The following is a 16,003-nucleotide window of genomic DNA, read 5'->3' as shown; positions in this document are numbered from 1 at the left end:
CCCCAAGTAACACAACAGAAAGGTTGCTCACAAGGCAACTGGATTTACAAACCATCGGAGGAACCCACGATGAAAAAAACCGCTCTCGTATTTGTAACATTGATTTTGACTGCCACCGGCGCTTTTGCCGACGAGGCAACGAACAAAGACCTGACCTTGGCTGCTGCCGATATCGGCGTTAAGACAGTTTGGGTTGAAACTCAGGAAGACGCAGAAGCGCGTATTGCTGATGAACTGGCTGCAAAAACTGATTCTCTGACCGAAGAGGCAAATGCCAATCTGGAAGAGAAACTGGAAGCCAAGCTTGCCCAACAATTTGCCCTTTAAGTTGTAGCTGCATCGGTTAGTCACCGATGCAGTGAGCTTTCTTTAAGCTGTTGTTTTGATTGGACTATCTCCCTTATTTTCTCCTCGTGTATTAGCCCTGCGCCCGACCTTATAACTTTTTGTTTGGTTGCCGCAGGGCTCTTTTTTTGTGCCGATCACAAATTTGTAATTTGCGTTTAGCTTGGCGCATGACTCCCTCGCGCTGCTTATTTTCTGGCCTAGACTCGAAGAGTAAGCCCACTATTAGCATGATCTTACGCCGCTAATACTTGCTTTAAACCGCATTGGAGGATGCTATGGATACACTGATCTTTTCCCAGACTGCAATTTTTCGCATGCAACAGTTGGCGAGTTGCGTGTACCACACAACGGGGATCCGTCACCGCATGGCGACACAGGAAGGTATGCTGGGATTACTGCAAGAAGCGGCATCGTCTATCAATAAAGACATTCGCCATTACTTTGATGCGTTCTTGATGGAATTAAACAAACGTCAATTAGAGATGCTGGAAGCGCGCGGGGTAAAAATGCGCAAGCCGTTTAGCACGGCAGCGTTGACATCCGTCAGCCCATCAACCGTTACGCCCATCCGCAAGGCAGGTTAAGAAACCCTGCCCAAGTTGTTCCAATAATTGCTGATAGCTGGATACTTGTTGGCCGCCAATAGGATCCAGCAAGCCAACACGCAAATCCAGTGACGCGGCCATCTCTTCCATGGCATCCATCTTGTAATAAGGCTCCATAAACAGGCATTCACCCTCTTTCGCCAGCACACCGCGCAATTCCTGCAGATGTTTTGCTCCGGGGCGACGCTCTGGAATGTAAGTCACATAGGCGACCTGATGCAGCCCATAACGCCCAACAAAATGCCCGTAGCCTTCGTGGTAAACCGCAAACCCCCGATTTTTTACCGGTGTCAGCTGCTGCATTAATTGCTCATCCAACTGTTGGAGCAATGTGCTGAATCGCTGTGCATTTGCACGAAATTGTTGCGCAGAATCCGGCTGTAGCTGCGCCAGACGCTCAGCCAATGCCTGCGCAATCAGTGCCGCATTGCGCGGATCAAGCCAGATATGCGGATCTTTTCCTTCATGCGCTGAGTGGTTTTGGTGGTGATGGTGATGATCCGCTTCATCCGCCTCAGGCCAATAAAGCCCTTCCAATTGATAGGCTGTCATTACCTGCTGCGGTTTCAGATTCGCCAATGGGCGGGCAAGGAAGCTTTCCATTTCCGGCCCGATCCACAATACAAGGTCGGCGCTGCGCAAGCGCTTGTGGTCGGACATTTTGAGGGGATAGTCGTGAGGCGATGCACTGACAGGCAGGAGCGTGCCGACATCCGCCTGATCACCGGCCACTTCCTGTGCGATAAGTGCCAATGGCTTAAGACTCGCCAACAGCTGGATTTTTGCCTGGGCAGGTATAGCAACAACCAATAGCAGGGCAGCAGAGAACAAGGCATCCCGCAACAAAACACCGCAATACCGCATAACTCTATCCCGACCCCGTGAACTATATGCCAGACGAAAGGTTATAGAGTAACATAGCCAGCTGCTGACTTTCCTCTTTAACTGTCTTGCGTACTGCACTTAAGTACTGCATCCAGCCTATTCCTTACGGGGAAACATACCGGGACATTTATGGAACACACCCCCATCGCCTGTAGCCACCATGACCACAGCCATTGCATTAGCGATGCGCTGGAATCTGCCCGACAGCTGTGCATAGGCCGCGGTGTGCGCCTGACCGATTTGCGCCTGCAGGTGCTGGAGCTGATTTGGCAAAACCACAAGCCCCTTGGCGCTTATACGCTGATGGAAATGCTGGCCAAAGCCAACACCCGCCGCGTGGCACCACCGACGGTCTATCGCGCCTTGGACTTCTTACTGGAACAGGGGCTGATCCACCGAATTAACGTACTCAATGCCTTTATTGGCTGCCCGTCGCCCGGCACCAAACACCAGAGCCATTTTTTGATTTGTCGTGCCTGCGGCATTGCGATCGAACTCGACCAGCCCGCACTGAGCAAGCAAATACTGGATGTCGCCCAGGATGCCGGTTTCACTGTGGAAGCCCAGTCGCTGGAGGTATCCGGCCTGTGCTCCAACTGCGCAACCGGCCATGGAGCAGAATGCCATCATGAGTGAGTATCTGATCAAAGCGCGCGGGTTATGTGTTACGCGCAACGGCCGCCAGATTCTCCAACGCGCCGATCTGACACTGGAAGCCGGTAAAATTGTGACCCTTATAGGCCCCAACGGCGCAGGTAAAACCACGCTTGTACGCGCAGTACTTGGGTTACTCAAGATCGATGAGGGGAAGATCGAGAAAGCACAGGACTTGCGCATTGGCTACATGCCACAAAAACTCCACATTGATGCCAGCCTGCCCTTAACGGTCGCGCGCTTCCTTGCACTGGGAGGCAAAGCACGCGCGGATTTACCTGAAACACTGGCACTGACCGGCATCGACAAGCTGATCAATATGCCCATGCAGTCGCTCTCGGGCGGTGAAACCCAGCGTGTTTTGCTGGCGCGAGCGCTGCTGCGCGATCCACAACTGCTGGTGTTGGACGAACCTGTACAGGGCGTAGATGTGACCGGCCAGTCGGCGCTTTACGCACTCATTAATGAAATCCGCAACCGCCGCCAATGCGGAGTGCTGCTGGTCTCCCACGATTTGCATCTGGTGATGGCCACTACCGACACCGTTATTTGCCTCAACCAGCACATCTGCTGCGAGGGCCATCCGGAGCAAGTCACTAACGACCCCGCCTACCTCGCACTCTTTGGCGATACTCCCGGGTTGGCAAATGCCCCACAGGTGGCAATTTACACTCATCATCACGATCACCAGCACGATGCCCATGGCGATGTTATCAAGAGCAAACCTGCGTCTTTGGTGCATCGCCATGGCAGCCATTGCGGACATGACCATGCCTGATTTTCTAGTACTTGCGCTGCTTGCCGGAATCGCGGTTGCCCTGGTTGCAGGCCCTTTGGGCGCTTTTGCGGTCTGGCGTCGCATGGCGTATTTTGGCGATACCCTCGCGCATTCAGCCCTACTCGGCGTTACATTTGGCTTACTGCTGGACATCAACCTGAATGTCGCCATCGCCCTTGGCTGCTTACTACTGGCGTTGATACTGGTCGCTCTTCAGCACAACCGCTTCCTCGCCACCGACACCCTGCTCGGAATACTCTCCCACTCCACCCTCGCGCTGGGGCTGGTGTGTGTCAGTGTCTTCAGCGACAGCCGGATCGACCTGATGGCTTACTTGTTTGGGGATATTCTCTCGGTCAGCCAAAGCGACGTGGTGAGCATTTGGATTATTTCCCTCGCGGTGATTGGCGCGCTGATGTGGCTCTGGCGGCCGCTGCTTGCGATCACCGTGCATGAAGAGCTGGCGCAAGTTGAAGGTGTACCTGTGACCCGTGTGCGCACGGCACTGATGCTACTGATGGCGCTGGTCATCGCTATTGCGATGAAAGTGGTGGGGGTTTTATTGATTACCGCGCTGCTGATTATCCCCGCAGCGGCGAGCCGCCGCCTGACACACACCCCGGAGCAGATGGCGATAGTGTCCAGTTTGCTGGGAATTGCGGCGGTTTGTGCCGGTCTTGCCGCGTCTTACTGGTGGGATAGCCCGGCTGGCCCCGCCATAGTGCTCTCTGCCACCAGCCTGTTTTGCCTGACACTACTCAAAAAACAACAGGCCTAAACTGCCCTCCCTGCACAATCTTGTAGGCAATATCTCACAAGATTTGCGGAGAATTGCGACTGTTTTCACATTTGGGATTCCGCGATACTGAGCAGCATCCCGCCTTGACACCCAGTCACAGTTTGGCGGCTAAATCAGCAAGGATAACGCCCTAATGACGATTCTCAATATTGGTAACGAAGCATTCAACAGCACGGAAGTGGCCGAAAAAGTACAGCATGACATCGACTTTTTACTGGCGCGCATCAAGCACCTGCAACAACAACCCAGCCCCAACCCGATTGTCCTGCAAACCTACTGCGAGATGCTGGAAAGCCGTCAGGCGGTGCTTCACTGGTTAATTCAAGAACAACCCACCTCCGTTAGCCGCGCGGGTTAACTGTCACCCAAAATTCATCAAAATGTTGCCTTTCCGTCATCTGTTGATCCCAGACTGGGATGAAACAGCTACGGAAATGCACCATGACCCATGCCAATCCCCTCGCTGCCGACTTTTTAGTTGCCGATAAAACCCCACCCAAGCCGACCAGCGCGCTGATCAATGCCCGCACCATATGGATCTCGGATATCCATTTAGGCTTTCGCGATTGCAAAGCCGATTACCTGCTGGATTTCCTCAACCACATCCATTGCGACACCTTGTATTTGGTGGGCGATATTGTGGATTTGTGGTCGCTCAAGCGCCGCTTCTGCTGGCCACCCAAACACTATCAGGTGATGCTGAAGTTCTATGAGCTGGCAGCCAGAGGCGTGCGTGTAGTCTATGTGCCCGGCAACCACGATGATCCTATCCGCCACTTCTCTGGCCAGTTATTCGGCCCAATTGAAATTGCGCAGGAACATGAATATGTGACTGCCGATGGCAAACGTTTGCTGATCATGCACGGCGATGCGATGGATGCCTACATCAACCACAGCTGGTTGACGCGGGTTATTGGCGACCACGGTTATGAACTCTTGTTGTTTATCAATCGCTGGTCTGATCGCATCCGCAAGCTTATGGGTCGCCCCTATTTTTCACTGGCCGGATTAATCAAGAGCAATATCAAAGGTGCCAAGGCGGCGATTGAAACCTATGAGCGGGAGGCCATTGCCGAGGCCAAACGACGCGGTTACGACGGCGTTGTCTGCGGCCATATTCACTATCCTGCACTGCGCGAAGAAGGCGGTTTACGCTACGCCAATTGCGGCGACTGGATTGAGAACTGCACTGCGCTGGTTGAAGACCATCAGGGCAACATGCGCCTCTTGCACCACAGCGACACCACCCGCTGGCATGAGCTGGACGCGCAGGCTGCACTGGAAGCAGCCTGAGATTGAGCAAGAAAACCCAGAGAAAAAACCATTAAAAACAGAAACTACCCGAACATAAAAGCGCTTGGAGTAAACAAGCGCTAACTTACTTTATCCATACCCTTGGCCTGGTTGCGCAAATGCCCCCATGGGCCGGTGATCGCCAAGGTCATTCCGGGGCGCTGGATATTCACAAACAAGGTTGTGCCATCGGGCGAAAAACAGGCACCGCAAAACTCACCTTTCTCCGGATGCGCATTCATCGCCAGCGTGTAGATTTTCCCCTCAGGCGTAAGCCCGCGCAGATAGTTCACGGTATCGGGATTATCCGAATAGCTGTCTTCGCAAATAATCAAATCACCCCAGGGGGCGACGGCAATATTGTCGCAAGACTCCAACACCGCGCGGTTATGGCTCTCATACAACAGCTCCATAGTGCCCGGCTGCTCCGCTTCGCGCGCGGTGCCTTCGTAGGGGCTGGGCTGGTAGCGCCAGACCTGACCGATACGGTTGGGGCCGCCGCCGGTTGCCGCAAACAGGACTTCGCGGGTGTTATCGTCGCGCAGCGCAAACGCCAATCCTTCACCCCGGGCAAAAATCGCCGCACCTTTGGCTTCACCCCGTTTGCTGAGATCGCCATCGGGCGATGTCACTTCCTCAAGGTCGATCCACTCGCACTCAAAACGCTGGTTGATGGCCACCGATTGCGCATGTTTATCGGTGGAGTCTTCCGGCCAGTTGCGCGTGTTGGCTTTTGGCCAGCCGCGAATCGCCAGGGCTTGCAAGCGACCGCCCTGCGCCAGCTTGCCAGGTACTTTGGGCAGGAAGCGATAGAACAAACCGCGCTCATAATCCTCTGATAAATAAACAATGCCGCTGGTGCTATCCACCGCCGCCGCCTCGTGCATAAATCGCCCCATGTCTTTAAGCGGTACGGCATCGACCAGCCCTTTGCTGAGCGATGGCACTTCGAATACGTAGCCATGTTCACGGCCATAGCCTTGCAGTTTACCCACCAGTGATTCTTCGCAGGTGAGCCAGCTACCCCAGGGTGTTGCGCCGCCCGCACAGTTACGCGCGGTTCCAATCAGGCTGAGATGACTGCGTTCTACGCGGCCACTGCGATGGTCAAACAACAAGGTGCTGGTGCCGCCGTTTACGGGGCGCATGGTCAACAAGTGATTGTCGTAGGCTTTGTCACCCACATGCTTGCGCGCCAATTTGCGATCACCACCGAAGGGGTCGATTTCATCAAGACTGGATGCCAACTCATGGTTGCGCACCAAAATGCACTGGCTGGGGTTACCCGGCACCGGAAAGGCCGCCATACCATCAGGTGCGCTGGGCGTGATCAACCCATCGCTCATGCGGTCGCCGGTGCGGGAAATAACGCGATAACTGAAATGGCGCGGCAAATTGAGAATGCCTGCAGGGTCCAGCAATAACTGGCCAACCTTGTCGATCCCGTATACCGGGTCCTGCGCATAGACCTGCGCCTGCAGCTGCAAACTGCGCAGACCTCCCAACGCCAGCGCAACGGCGGATGCATTTTTAAGGAAATGACGACGACTCAATTGTCCAGCGTTAACAGGCATAAAAAATCCTTGGATTCACAACAACAGTAAACACAATTAGCGGGCACCTTTTTGCGCCCTGCAGGTTACGGTTTGATGACACCACCGCAGAACCCCTGAGCTGATTTGCCTTATACGCATTACATTTCCAATGTTTGTAATGCTATAGCAACAACAAACCCCAGCGCGGCCACCAAACCCGACATTTCATGAGTTTCGGCGAAGGCTTCGGGGATCATCGTCTCCACTACCATCGCAAAAATCCCGCCGGCAGCGATGCAACTAATCAGGGCTTTGACATGCTCCGGTGCCGATCCGAAAAACAATGCACCGATAACGGCAAAACACCCCGATAGCAACGCAATCCCACCCCAGAGCCGCAAAATAAACCCGCCGCTACGCCCGGCCTGACGCATGCCCGCCGTACTGGAAAGCGCCTCTGGAATGTTCGAGATAAAAATAGCAGTAATGGTGACAATGCTGAGCTTGCCACCGCTGGCGACCAATAAACCTATGGCGATGGATTCGGGAATGCCATCGAGCAAAGTGCCCGCGGCAATCGCCACACCGCCGTTCGATACCGGCGAGGATGCTTCGGCATGGGAGTGCGGGTGCTGCCCACGCGAGCGTTTGCGGTGTTTTGCCGGGTGATTGAGTGCGCGGTTAATCAGGGAAAATACCAATGCGCCCCCCATAAAACCGGCGATTACCCACACTGTGCTAGCCTGCTCCACTGCATCTGCCACCAGCTCAAAGCTCAACGCCGACAGCAAGATTCCACTGCCAAACGCCATCACGTAAGCGACCGTTTTAGCAGAAAACCGGATAAACCAACCAAGCAACGCCCCCAGCATCAGGGCACTGGCGGCCGCGAATCCCCAAAAACCAGCCTCCAGCCACACCGGCATGGCTTAGCCCGCAAACCAAGCGCGTACCGGGTCGGGTAGAGGTACCGATTTACCGTCAACCGAACTGACCCAGACCACTTTGGAATAGCCTTCAGCCGCCGGTACATCCGGCTGCGAGGCGGTATAAACCTTGTAAGTCACCATAAAACTGGAGCGGCCAGGCTCGGAGATATACACATCAATACGCAGGGTTTCCGGATGGAAAATCGGCCGCATAAACGTACACCCAATGGTGACGACGACGGGGTGGGTATCACTTTTGAGAGGCAGCCCCTTTGCCAGCATCCACTGGAAGCGCGCCTCCTCAAAATAGCGAAAATAAAGGGTATTGTTCACATGCCCGTAGGCATCCATATCGCCCCAGCGCACGGGAATTTCGCAACTGAAGAAGGGTTGGGATGGGGATGTATCGCTCATAAAAACTCCTGTTTCATCGACCTTTTTATCAAACGGCCTGTTTGGCACTGAAACTGACGTGCATACTGCCCAATCCAGCATAGTCGATCTGTATATCCGTGTTGAGCGGCACCTCTATTACGCCAGCATAAGAGCCGGTGATGACGGCCTGCCCCGCGACTATGCCCTGCCCCCGGCTGCGCAAAAATTCCGCCAGCCAGTAAAGTGGCGCACGCGGATGGGTATTCGGGTGCTGCCCCTGACGCTCGATCACCTCGCCATTGGCACAGGTCATGGTGATAGTAAAACTGCTCGCCGCGCGCGCTTGCGCTGAATCCACTTGCGGGCCGATGAACAGCCCCTGATTGACCAGGCCATCGGCCAGCATTTCAGGGAACTCACAACTGGCGGGATCAGCGTAGCGGCTATTGATCAACTCCAGTGCCATATGGGTTCTGGCAATCGCTGCATCGACTTCATCCGGCGTGTAAGGTTCGGCGCGCGGCGGTAAATCCTGCCCAAAGAAAAATGCCAATTCCGGTTCGATACGCGCGCGTTCGCCCTCTGCCGTGGTTTTTGCCCAGAGGGATACCGGAGGCACAGAATCGATGGTGCGGGTAAAAATCGAGCCGACAATCACCTTGTCATCAGCCGGTGGCTGCAGGCATTTCCAGCCGCCGATACTGTCATCCATCACATCACACCAGCGCTCGGCAACAGCGTTCTGGACGGCCAGCGCCTGTTCAATAGTTTGTGGGCGGCAACTTTCGGGTAATCGCTCTGCCTGTATACCCTTAATACGGCGCTCTACAAGAATGGCTGCTGCTTCTGCAGCGGGAAAATCAATGGTCATAACAAACCTGTCTGCTGGTGAAGTGGTGGAAAAGCTATTGTTTTAATAATCGATTAAAAATCGGTTCCGCTAAAAACACAAAACCCCTTGGAAGGGGTTTTGCCTTGGATCGATCCCGGTAGCAACCGAGCCTATCAGTGATGAGGCGAAAGCTCGTGAGCGATATGCTTGAGGTCATCGCCCGATTCAATGATGTTAGCCACCGTGGTGTAGGCCTTTTCCGGATCCAGATGCAGGTCTTCAAACACCTGCGGTGGAATAGCCTGCTTGGGGCCACGGCCAATGTTGTGCTGGTACAGCAAGCGCTGGGCGACATAAATCAACTTGGCGTAAGCCGCATATTCACCTTGATAATGCGGATTGTTTTGGTGGCGCAATCCGACCACCACCTCTTCCGGCATCGACCAGAGCGACATCAGCGAAGCGCCCAATTGCTCACGGGTCACGCCCAATAAATGGCGTTCAACGGCCTGATGGTCAACATGCGGATTGGTGTCAGCCAATTCGCAATAATTGCGGAAATACGGAGGAAATACTTCAGCCAGGATCAAATAGCCAAAGTTGTGCAGCAGGCCGCACAAATAAGCCATACCAAAGCTGGGGCGATGGTCGCGTGGAATCGCGGTTACCAATCCTTCAATGGTCGCCGCCATGTAGACCGCTTGCTGCCAGTAAGGCAAAGCCCCGTGCGGCCCCTCTTTGGGAATGGTCATGGCTTTGCCAAGTGACAAACCCAGTGCGAGGTTGAGCACCATATCAAAACCAAGTACGCGGACAATCGCATCGTGAATGGATTTGATTTTGCCCGGCGCAGAGTAGTAAGGCGATGCCGCCCAGCTCACGACTTGTGCAGCAAGGCTTGGATCGGTTTCGACGATCTGCGCAAGATCGCTGATATCCGCATTGGGGTTTACCCGCAGCTTGATAATGCGCTGCGCGGTATCCGATAACGGTGGTAATTCAAGGGTTTCTTCAAGGCGCTGCTTCACGCGCAATTGGGTAAAGTTGCGCACCGCGCCGAGGATCTGTTCGGTATCGCTGGTGCTGGTATCGTCCACTTCCAGCGGCTCAAGTGGCACAGCGATATCGCAAATGGTGGCGTCATCCATTATTTGCTGGAATTCTTCGCGGCTGAAACGCAGCAACTGCTGCTCATCGCCTGAATCCGCCAGCAATTCGGGGCGCTCGATCAGACTGCGGTCAATCAATGTCAGCAAACCGGCCAGTTTGGGTAGCGCCGGAATAGACTGCAAATTATGGGATACACAAAACTTATGGATATCTTCCGGTTTCGCTGCATGCAGTTCGCGCCCTAACTGGCGGTTGACTGCCTTGAGATCCAGCAGGCGGTCAGCGGCATAAATCACCTGCACACGCCCTTTTCCGTCTTGCAAAATAACCGATTTGGCTGCGCTCATAGTACGTAGATGCTGGTCATGCCAACGGGCCCTTTCATTCTCAGACGCAGGCACTTCAGACACCTGATAGTGCACATTTTGTTTGTTGAGTAATGATTGAACGCTGGTAGGGACTGGCACGGCCTACTCCTCTTAATGAATCCAAGTGGTTGATGTACATAGTGTTACATAGCTTTTGGGTGATTACGACCAATGTGTGCAAGGGCATTGGCACTTCTCATATAGTCATTTCAAACAATTACCAAAAGTTGCCGTTTTGTCTAGGGTATCTGTCCAAGCATAGTCCAAATTTACCGCTGCACGGGGCAATCATCGGGAAGATAGCATCTCGCTACGCAAAAAATCGAACAGTTCGCATATTGGGATGAAACAGCCGCCAAATCCGGGGTCAGACTTGCAAATAACGATGATTCTGGCCAAGCCAGCGCTGCACTATATATTCGCATTCGCGTGGGTAATCGCTCATTAGCAGCAAGGCGGCGTCTTTCACAGCAGGGAGCAAATGGCTGTCGCGCTGTAAATCGGCAATGCGGAACTGCATTTCGCCGGTCTGGCGTGTACCCAGCACTTCGCCCGGGCCGCGCAGCAGCAGATCCTGTTCGGCGATATAAAAACCATCGCTACTTTCACGCATCACCCGCAAACGCTCGCGCCCGTTTTGCGATAGCGGCGAGCCATACAACAGCACACAATGACTTGCGGCAGAACCGCGCCCGACACGGCCGCGCAATTGGTGCAACTGCGCAAGCCCCAAACGTTCGGGGTTTTCGATAATCATCAAGCTGGCGTTTGGCACATCCACCCCCACCTCAATAACCGTGGTAGCGACCAGCAGATCCAGCTCATGGGCTTTGAATGCGGCCATTACCTCTTCTTTGTCAGCGGGTTTCAAGCGCCCGTGAATAAGGCCGATGCGCAGTTGCGGAAGGCTTTCAGCAAGCTGCGCTGCGGTCACTTCGGCAGCCTGCGCTTCCAGCGCTTCGGACTCCTCAATAAGGGTGCACACCCAGTAGGCCTGCCGCCCTTGCGCACATGCAAGGCGCACTCGCTCCACCACCTCTTCGCGCCGGTTATCGCTGATAACAACGGTGGTGACGGGCGTGCGGCCGGGGGGTAATTCATCGATCACGGAGTAATCCAGATCCGCATAAGCGCTCATCGCGAGCGTGCGCGGAATTGGTGTGGCAGTCATAATCAACTGATGCGGGCGGCAGATACCGGACTGCGCAATATCGCCGCCAATTGTGCCTTTTTCCGAGAGCGTTAGCCGCTGATGCACGCCAAATCGATGCTGTTCATCAATCACGATCAAACCCAAACGGGCAAAATCTACCGCCTCCTGAAACAGGGCATGAGTACCTACAATTACCTGCGCTTCACCACTGGCAATGGCGGCGAGCTGGTTACGCCGCTCGGCTGCTTTCAATTTGCCGGTCAACCAACCAATACGGATACCCAGCGGCTCCAGCCATTTGCCAAAATTCAGCCGATGCTGCTCGGCCAGAATCTCGGTCGGCGCCATGATCGCTGCCTGCACCCCGCTTGATACAGCCGCGAGCGCCGCAAGTGCCGCCACCACTGTTTTGCCGGAGCCCACATCGCCCTGCACCAGGCGCAGCATCGGGATAGGTTTGGCCAGATCCGCGGCAATCTCATCCACCACCCGGCGCTGGGCGCGTGTCAGCTCGAACCCCACCCGCGCCATAAATTGCGCTTGTAATGCAGCATTGATAGTGAGGCGCTGCGCCCCATCGGCCTGGGTCTCACGGCGCAACAGCAGCAAGCTGAGGTGATGGGCAAGCAGCTCTTCAAATACCAATCGCTGCTGAAAAGGATGCTCGCCATCCATCAGCTGTTGGATATTTGCGTTAGTAGGAGGCTGGTGCAGGTAACGCAACGCCTCCGCCAGACTCACCTGATTCAACTGGTGCCGTACCGCAGCTGGCAGCAATTCATTCAGTACGTATTGATCAAGCAGCTTGAGCGCCTGCGCCGCCAGCGAACGCAGGCGCGGCTGGGTCAGACCTTCAGTGGCAGGGGAAACAGGGGGGAGCGATTGTGCCAACGGCAAGGGAGCGGCAGTGTCCAGCTCGTCGTATTCGGGGTGATACATTTCCAACCCCGAGGCTCCGCGGCGGGTCTCGCCAAAAATCCGCAAACGCGTACCATTAACCAAACGCTGTTTTTGCGCATTGTTAAAGTGATAAAAGCGCAGGGTTATCGTGCCAGTGCCATCCTGAACCTTACACACCAGACTGCGGCGCTTGCCGAACACTATGTCGCAAGCGCGTACTTCCGCTTCAATCACTGCATTCACATTGGGCTGCAGAGCCCCGATTGGCGTAATGCGGGTGCGATCCATATAGCGCAAGGGCAAGTGCAGTAGTACATCCTGCACACTGAAAAGCCCTATCTTCGCCAATTTTGCCGATAAACTGGCACCAACGCCCTTGATCGCGGTTACGGGCAGCTGGTCGAGCGTAACCTTGCTAACAGGTGCTTTCACAACGGAAATGTCAGTTACTCTGGTCTGCCGGGGCTACGCGGCAGGCTTTAATCGCCGCGCGCAATGCATCGATCGCCTTGTGCCGCGGGAAACTGGCGCGCCAGGCAAGCGCAACTGTACGGCTAGGTGATGGTTCTGTGAACGGGCGGGTGACCAACACATCGGAGCTGTATAGCGAACTCTCGGCAGCCGATGCAGGCAATATGGTCAGCCCCAAGCCCGAGGCCACCATATGGCGCAAAGTCTCCAATGAGCTGCCCTCCGCAGCGGTACGCACGTTGTTCGCTGTTTCTTCGCCGTGATGCTGCAGGTTCGGGCAGGTGGTCAGCACCTGATCGCGGAAGCAATGCCCCTCGCCCAGCAGTAACAATTGCTGAGTGTTGAGATCGGCCGGGTCTATCGCCTCTTTGCTCGCCAAGGGGTGCTCCTTGGGCATCAACACAACAAAGGGCTCGTCATAAAGTGCCTGGGTTACCACATCCGGCTCTACAAATGGCAGCGCGACAATAATCACATCCAGTTCGCCATTGCGCAGTTTTTTACGCAGGTTATGTGTGTAGCCTTCTTCTACATACAGCGGCATTTTGCTCGCCAGTTGTTGCAAATGCGGGATAAATTTGGGCAACAGGTAGGGGCCGATGGTAAAAATCGCGCCCACCGATAACGGGCTGCTCAGCTGGTCTTTCCCGGCATCGGCCAAGTCTTTGATCGCTGCGGTTTGCTCCAGCACCAAATTCGCCTGTGCGACAATCTGCTCACCCAGCGGTGTAGGCTGCACGCGGGATTTGGTGCGCTCAAACAGCGCCACACCCAATTCGTCCTCCAGTTTTTTAACGGCGATACTCAAGGTTGGCTGGCTCACGTAGCAACGGTCTGCCGCGCGTCCAAAATGCTGTTCTTGCGCAAGGGTGACTATGTAACGCAGTTCGGTCAGGGTCATAATGCAGCTCCACTCGCTGGATACGTATGAATAGCCTAAAACTATCAGATTAACGACATTTATCAAATGACAATTAACCCATCTTCACCGGAAAAATGCCTGATTATCGGTTGTGGCGATATTGGTCAGCGCATCGCCCGGCAATTAGCACCCTTGGGCTACCAAATAACCGGCCTGCGCCGCTCGCTCACCACTGACCTACCCTATCTGCACTACCGGCGGGGCGATGTCGGCAACCCTGAACAACTCCACCCTCTGTTAGCGGAAGGGTTTGATGTGATCGTCATCAGCATGACACCGGACGAACGCAGCGATGCCAGTTATCAACGCGCGTATGTAAATACCTGCCAAAACCTTGTGAATGGACTGCAACAACCAACATTACAACAGAAACCGCGCCTGATTTTGTTCGTCTCCAGCAGCGCGGTATATGCGCAACAAGACGGCAATTGGGTCGATGAATCATCAACTTGTGAGCCAGACAGTTTCAGCGGAAAACGCTTACTGGAAGCAGAAGTAGTGATTGCCCATAGCGGCTTTGCACACACGATTGTCCGCTGTAGCGGCATTTACGGGCCAGGACGCAACCGGCTGATCGAACAAGTACTGCGCAAGCGCGCATCAGCCAGCCCACACTTCACCAACCGCATCCATGCCGAGGATTGCGCCGGATTCATGGTGCACCTTATCGAGCAAGCCAAGCACAAGAGCATCGAACCGATTTACATCGCCACCGACTCTTACCCTACACCGATGGTTGAGGTAGTGAGCTGGATTGCAGACGAATTGGGCGTTACAGATTTTTTGTCTGCCGATGCGGTGAACGAGCGCGGTAACAAACGGCTCAGTAACCGGTTGATGCTGGCAACGGGTTACAGGCTTGTTTACGAGGACTTCCGGCAGGGTTACGGCGAAATGCTGGAGGGATTCAAGGCAATAAAAAACCCGGCATAAAGCCGGGTTTTTTACTTCCAAACTCCGCTGGATTAGTTGCGGGTTTCGGTAGTAGTCACTTTGGTCGATACATTGCCAACCACGCGACGGTTCTTCTCGCGGCCTTCTGCAGTAGCGTTATCTGCAGCAGGTTTGGCTTCACCGTAACCAATCGCATTCACGCGATCAGCAGTGATGCCGTACTTGGTGATCAACGCCGCTTTAACAGAGTCAGCACGGCTTTGTGACAACTTCTGGTTGTACGCGTCTGAACCCTGGCTGTCGGTGTGGCCTTCTACAGTCACGATGGTGTCAGCGTATTGATCCATGAAGCGCGCCAGATTAGCAACTTCGCCTTCAAACTCAGGCTTGATAATCGCTTTAGCGGTATCGAAAGTGATGTTCAACTCAATCGATACGGTTTCAGTCAACTTCAGTGAACAGCCTACTTCGTCTACTTTGTGCGTTTTTGGAGTGTCTGGACACTGGTCTTTTGAATCCAATACACCGTCGCCATCGCTGTCTTTTTCTGGTTCAGCCACAACAGGAGCCGCTTTTACTGGGGCAGCAGTTTTACCGAACAGATAACTGATACCCGCGTTCAACGCCAAGTCAGTGTATTCGTTATCCAGACTGTTGAATGCGCGCACGTCAGTGCGGAATTCCCAGTTACCGCCCAGATCGCGTTTTACACCAGCACCCAGGTTCAACAGGGTATCGCGTGCATCTTCTGCTACGCCCGCCACACTCAGCTCGCGCTTTTGGTCACCTACACCAAAGGCAACATAAGGACGCCACAGGCTTTCAGTGTTGATGTGATACAGCGCATCCAAACGGTATTGGGTGCCATCTACGCTAAAACCACCTGCTTCAGTTTCGGTGTCGTACTGGCTGGCAACGGCATCCAAGGTCCAGTTTTCATTCAATACATAACCAAAACCCAAGCCCCAGGTGGTGGCATCGTTGATAGGGTCTTCAAAGAAAGTACGACCCAGATCAGCATGGATTTCAAATTTATGGGTGTCGGCATAAGCGCCGGCAGATACAGCAGCGATTGCTGCGGACAGTGCTAATACGTGTGTGTGTTTCATAGCTATTCGATCTCCGTAGAATATAGCGAGGTCCCCAAAGACA

General features: G+C 54.3%; 17 protein-coding genes. 8 read left to right on the top strand and 9 right to left on the bottom strand.

Annotated features, from left to right (window positions below):
- Nucleotides 1-69 precede the first annotated feature (69 nt).
- Nucleotides 70-327, top strand: coding sequence for a hypothetical protein (locus VC28_RS15730; protein WP_049631483.1), 258 nt, complete (start codon nucleotides 70-72; stop codon nucleotides 325-327).
- 296 nt (nucleotides 328-623) lie between these two features.
- Nucleotides 624-932 (top strand): hypothetical protein, encoded by a 309-nt coding sequence (locus tag VC28_RS15725; protein ID WP_049631482.1) that lies wholly within the window; start codon nucleotides 624-626, stop codon nucleotides 930-932.
- Here VC28_RS15725 and VC28_RS15720 read toward each other — a convergent pair.
- A complete protein-coding gene (locus VC28_RS15720) occupies nucleotides 900-1,817 on the bottom strand; it encodes a zinc ABC transporter substrate-binding protein (protein ID WP_049631481.1) in 918 nt (305 codons plus the stop codon). The two genes, VC28_RS15725 and VC28_RS15720, sit on opposite strands and share 33 nt — an antisense overlap.
- Before the next feature lie 150 nt (nucleotides 1,818-1,967).
- Here VC28_RS15720 and VC28_RS15715 point away from each other — a divergent pair, with 150 nt between their 5' ends.
- The 5 genes from VC28_RS15715 (at nucleotide 1,968) to VC28_RS15695 (ending at nucleotide 5,362) form a co-directional block, all read left to right on the top strand.
- Nucleotides 1,968-2,474 carry a Fur family transcriptional regulator gene (locus VC28_RS15715; RefSeq protein WP_049631480.1) on the top strand — a complete coding sequence of 169 codons (507 nt, stop codon included), beginning with the start codon at nucleotides 1,968-1,970 and terminating at the stop codon, nucleotides 2,472-2,474.
- A complete protein-coding gene (znuC, locus tag VC28_RS15710) occupies nucleotides 2,467-3,270 on the top strand; it encodes a zinc ABC transporter ATP-binding protein ZnuC (protein WP_049631479.1) in 804 nt (267 codons plus the stop codon). Before VC28_RS15715 ends, znuC begins: the two co-directional genes overlap by 8 nt.
- Nucleotides 3,263-4,048 carry a zinc ABC transporter permease subunit ZnuB gene (gene znuB / locus VC28_RS15705; RefSeq protein WP_049632451.1) on the top strand — a complete coding sequence of 262 codons (786 nt, stop codon included), beginning with the start codon at nucleotides 3,263-3,265 and terminating at the stop codon, nucleotides 4,046-4,048. The genes znuC and znuB overlap by 8 nt, the downstream gene beginning before the upstream one ends.
- Before the next feature lie 154 nt (nucleotides 4,049-4,202).
- Nucleotides 4,203-4,427, top strand: a complete 225-nt coding sequence (locus VC28_RS15700; RefSeq protein WP_049631478.1) for a hypothetical protein — start codon at nucleotides 4,203-4,205, stop codon at nucleotides 4,425-4,427.
- An 83-nt stretch (nucleotides 4,428-4,510) separates the two neighbouring features.
- Nucleotides 4,511-5,362, top strand: coding sequence for a UDP-2,3-diacylglucosamine diphosphatase (locus tag VC28_RS15695; RefSeq protein WP_053094217.1), 852 nt, complete (start codon nucleotides 4,511-4,513; stop codon nucleotides 5,360-5,362).
- Nucleotides 5,363-5,442: 80 nt separating this feature from the next.
- Here VC28_RS15695 and VC28_RS15690 read toward each other — a convergent pair whose 3' ends face one another.
- From VC28_RS15690 to VC28_RS15660, 7 genes are all read right to left on the bottom strand, one after another.
- Entirely contained in the window at nucleotides 5,443-6,936 is a 1,494-nt protein-coding gene (locus tag VC28_RS15690) for an alkaline phosphatase PhoX (RefSeq protein ID WP_053094216.1), read from the bottom strand.
- A 119-nt stretch (nucleotides 6,937-7,055) separates the two neighbouring features.
- Nucleotides 7,056-7,823 carry a ZIP family metal transporter gene (locus VC28_RS15685; protein ID WP_049631477.1) on the bottom strand — a complete coding sequence of 256 codons (768 nt, stop codon included), beginning with the start codon at nucleotides 7,821-7,823 and terminating at the stop codon, nucleotides 7,056-7,058.
- A gap of 3 nt (nucleotides 7,824-7,826) precedes the next feature.
- Nucleotides 7,827-8,240 carry an acyl-CoA thioesterase gene (locus VC28_RS15680; RefSeq protein ID WP_049631476.1) on the bottom strand — a complete coding sequence of 138 codons (414 nt, stop codon included), beginning with the start codon at nucleotides 8,238-8,240 and terminating at the stop codon, nucleotides 7,827-7,829.
- Between the two features lie 28 nt (nucleotides 8,241-8,268).
- On the bottom strand, nucleotides 8,269-9,072 hold the full coding sequence (locus VC28_RS15675; RefSeq protein ID WP_049631475.1) for a 2-keto-4-pentenoate hydratase: 804 nt from the start codon (nucleotides 9,070-9,072) through the stop codon (nucleotides 8,269-8,271).
- Nucleotides 9,073-9,206: 134 nt separating this feature from the next.
- Nucleotides 9,207-10,610: an HDOD domain-containing protein gene (locus tag VC28_RS15670; RefSeq protein WP_049631474.1), complete on the bottom strand. Its 1,404-nt coding sequence runs from the start codon at nucleotides 10,608-10,610 to the stop codon at nucleotides 9,207-9,209.
- A 268-nt stretch (nucleotides 10,611-10,878) separates the two neighbouring features.
- Entirely contained in the window at nucleotides 10,879-12,996 is a 2,118-nt protein-coding gene (gene recG, locus VC28_RS15665) for an ATP-dependent DNA helicase RecG (protein WP_197085544.1), read from the bottom strand.
- A 10-nt stretch (nucleotides 12,997-13,006) separates the two neighbouring features.
- Nucleotides 13,007-13,936, bottom strand: coding sequence for a hydrogen peroxide-inducible genes activator (locus VC28_RS15660; protein ID WP_049631472.1), 930 nt, complete (start codon nucleotides 13,934-13,936; stop codon nucleotides 13,007-13,009).
- Nucleotides 13,937-14,002: 66 nt separating this feature from the next.
- On the opposite strand from VC28_RS15660, the gene VC28_RS15655 reads away from it, so the two are divergent.
- The gene (locus VC28_RS15655; RefSeq protein WP_049631471.1) at nucleotides 14,003-14,890 is read left to right on the top strand and encodes an SDR family oxidoreductase; all 888 of its coding nucleotides are present in this window, start codon (nucleotides 14,003-14,005) and stop codon (nucleotides 14,888-14,890) included.
- A gap of 32 nt (nucleotides 14,891-14,922) precedes the next feature.
- On the opposite strand, the gene VC28_RS15650 is transcribed toward VC28_RS15655, so the two are convergent.
- Nucleotides 14,923-15,960 (bottom strand): OmpA family protein, encoded by a 1,038-nt coding sequence (locus tag VC28_RS15650; protein WP_049631470.1) that lies wholly within the window; start codon nucleotides 15,958-15,960, stop codon nucleotides 14,923-14,925.
- Nucleotides 15,961-16,003 lie beyond the last annotated feature (43 nt).

The organism is Cellvibrio sp. pealriver (assembly GCF_001183545.1).
In the GTDB taxonomy this organism is placed as follows: domain Bacteria; phylum Pseudomonadota; class Gammaproteobacteria; order Pseudomonadales; family Cellvibrionaceae; genus Cellvibrio.
Note: the sequence above shows the minus strand (reverse complement) of the source record. Positions and strands in the feature narration are given on the sequence as shown.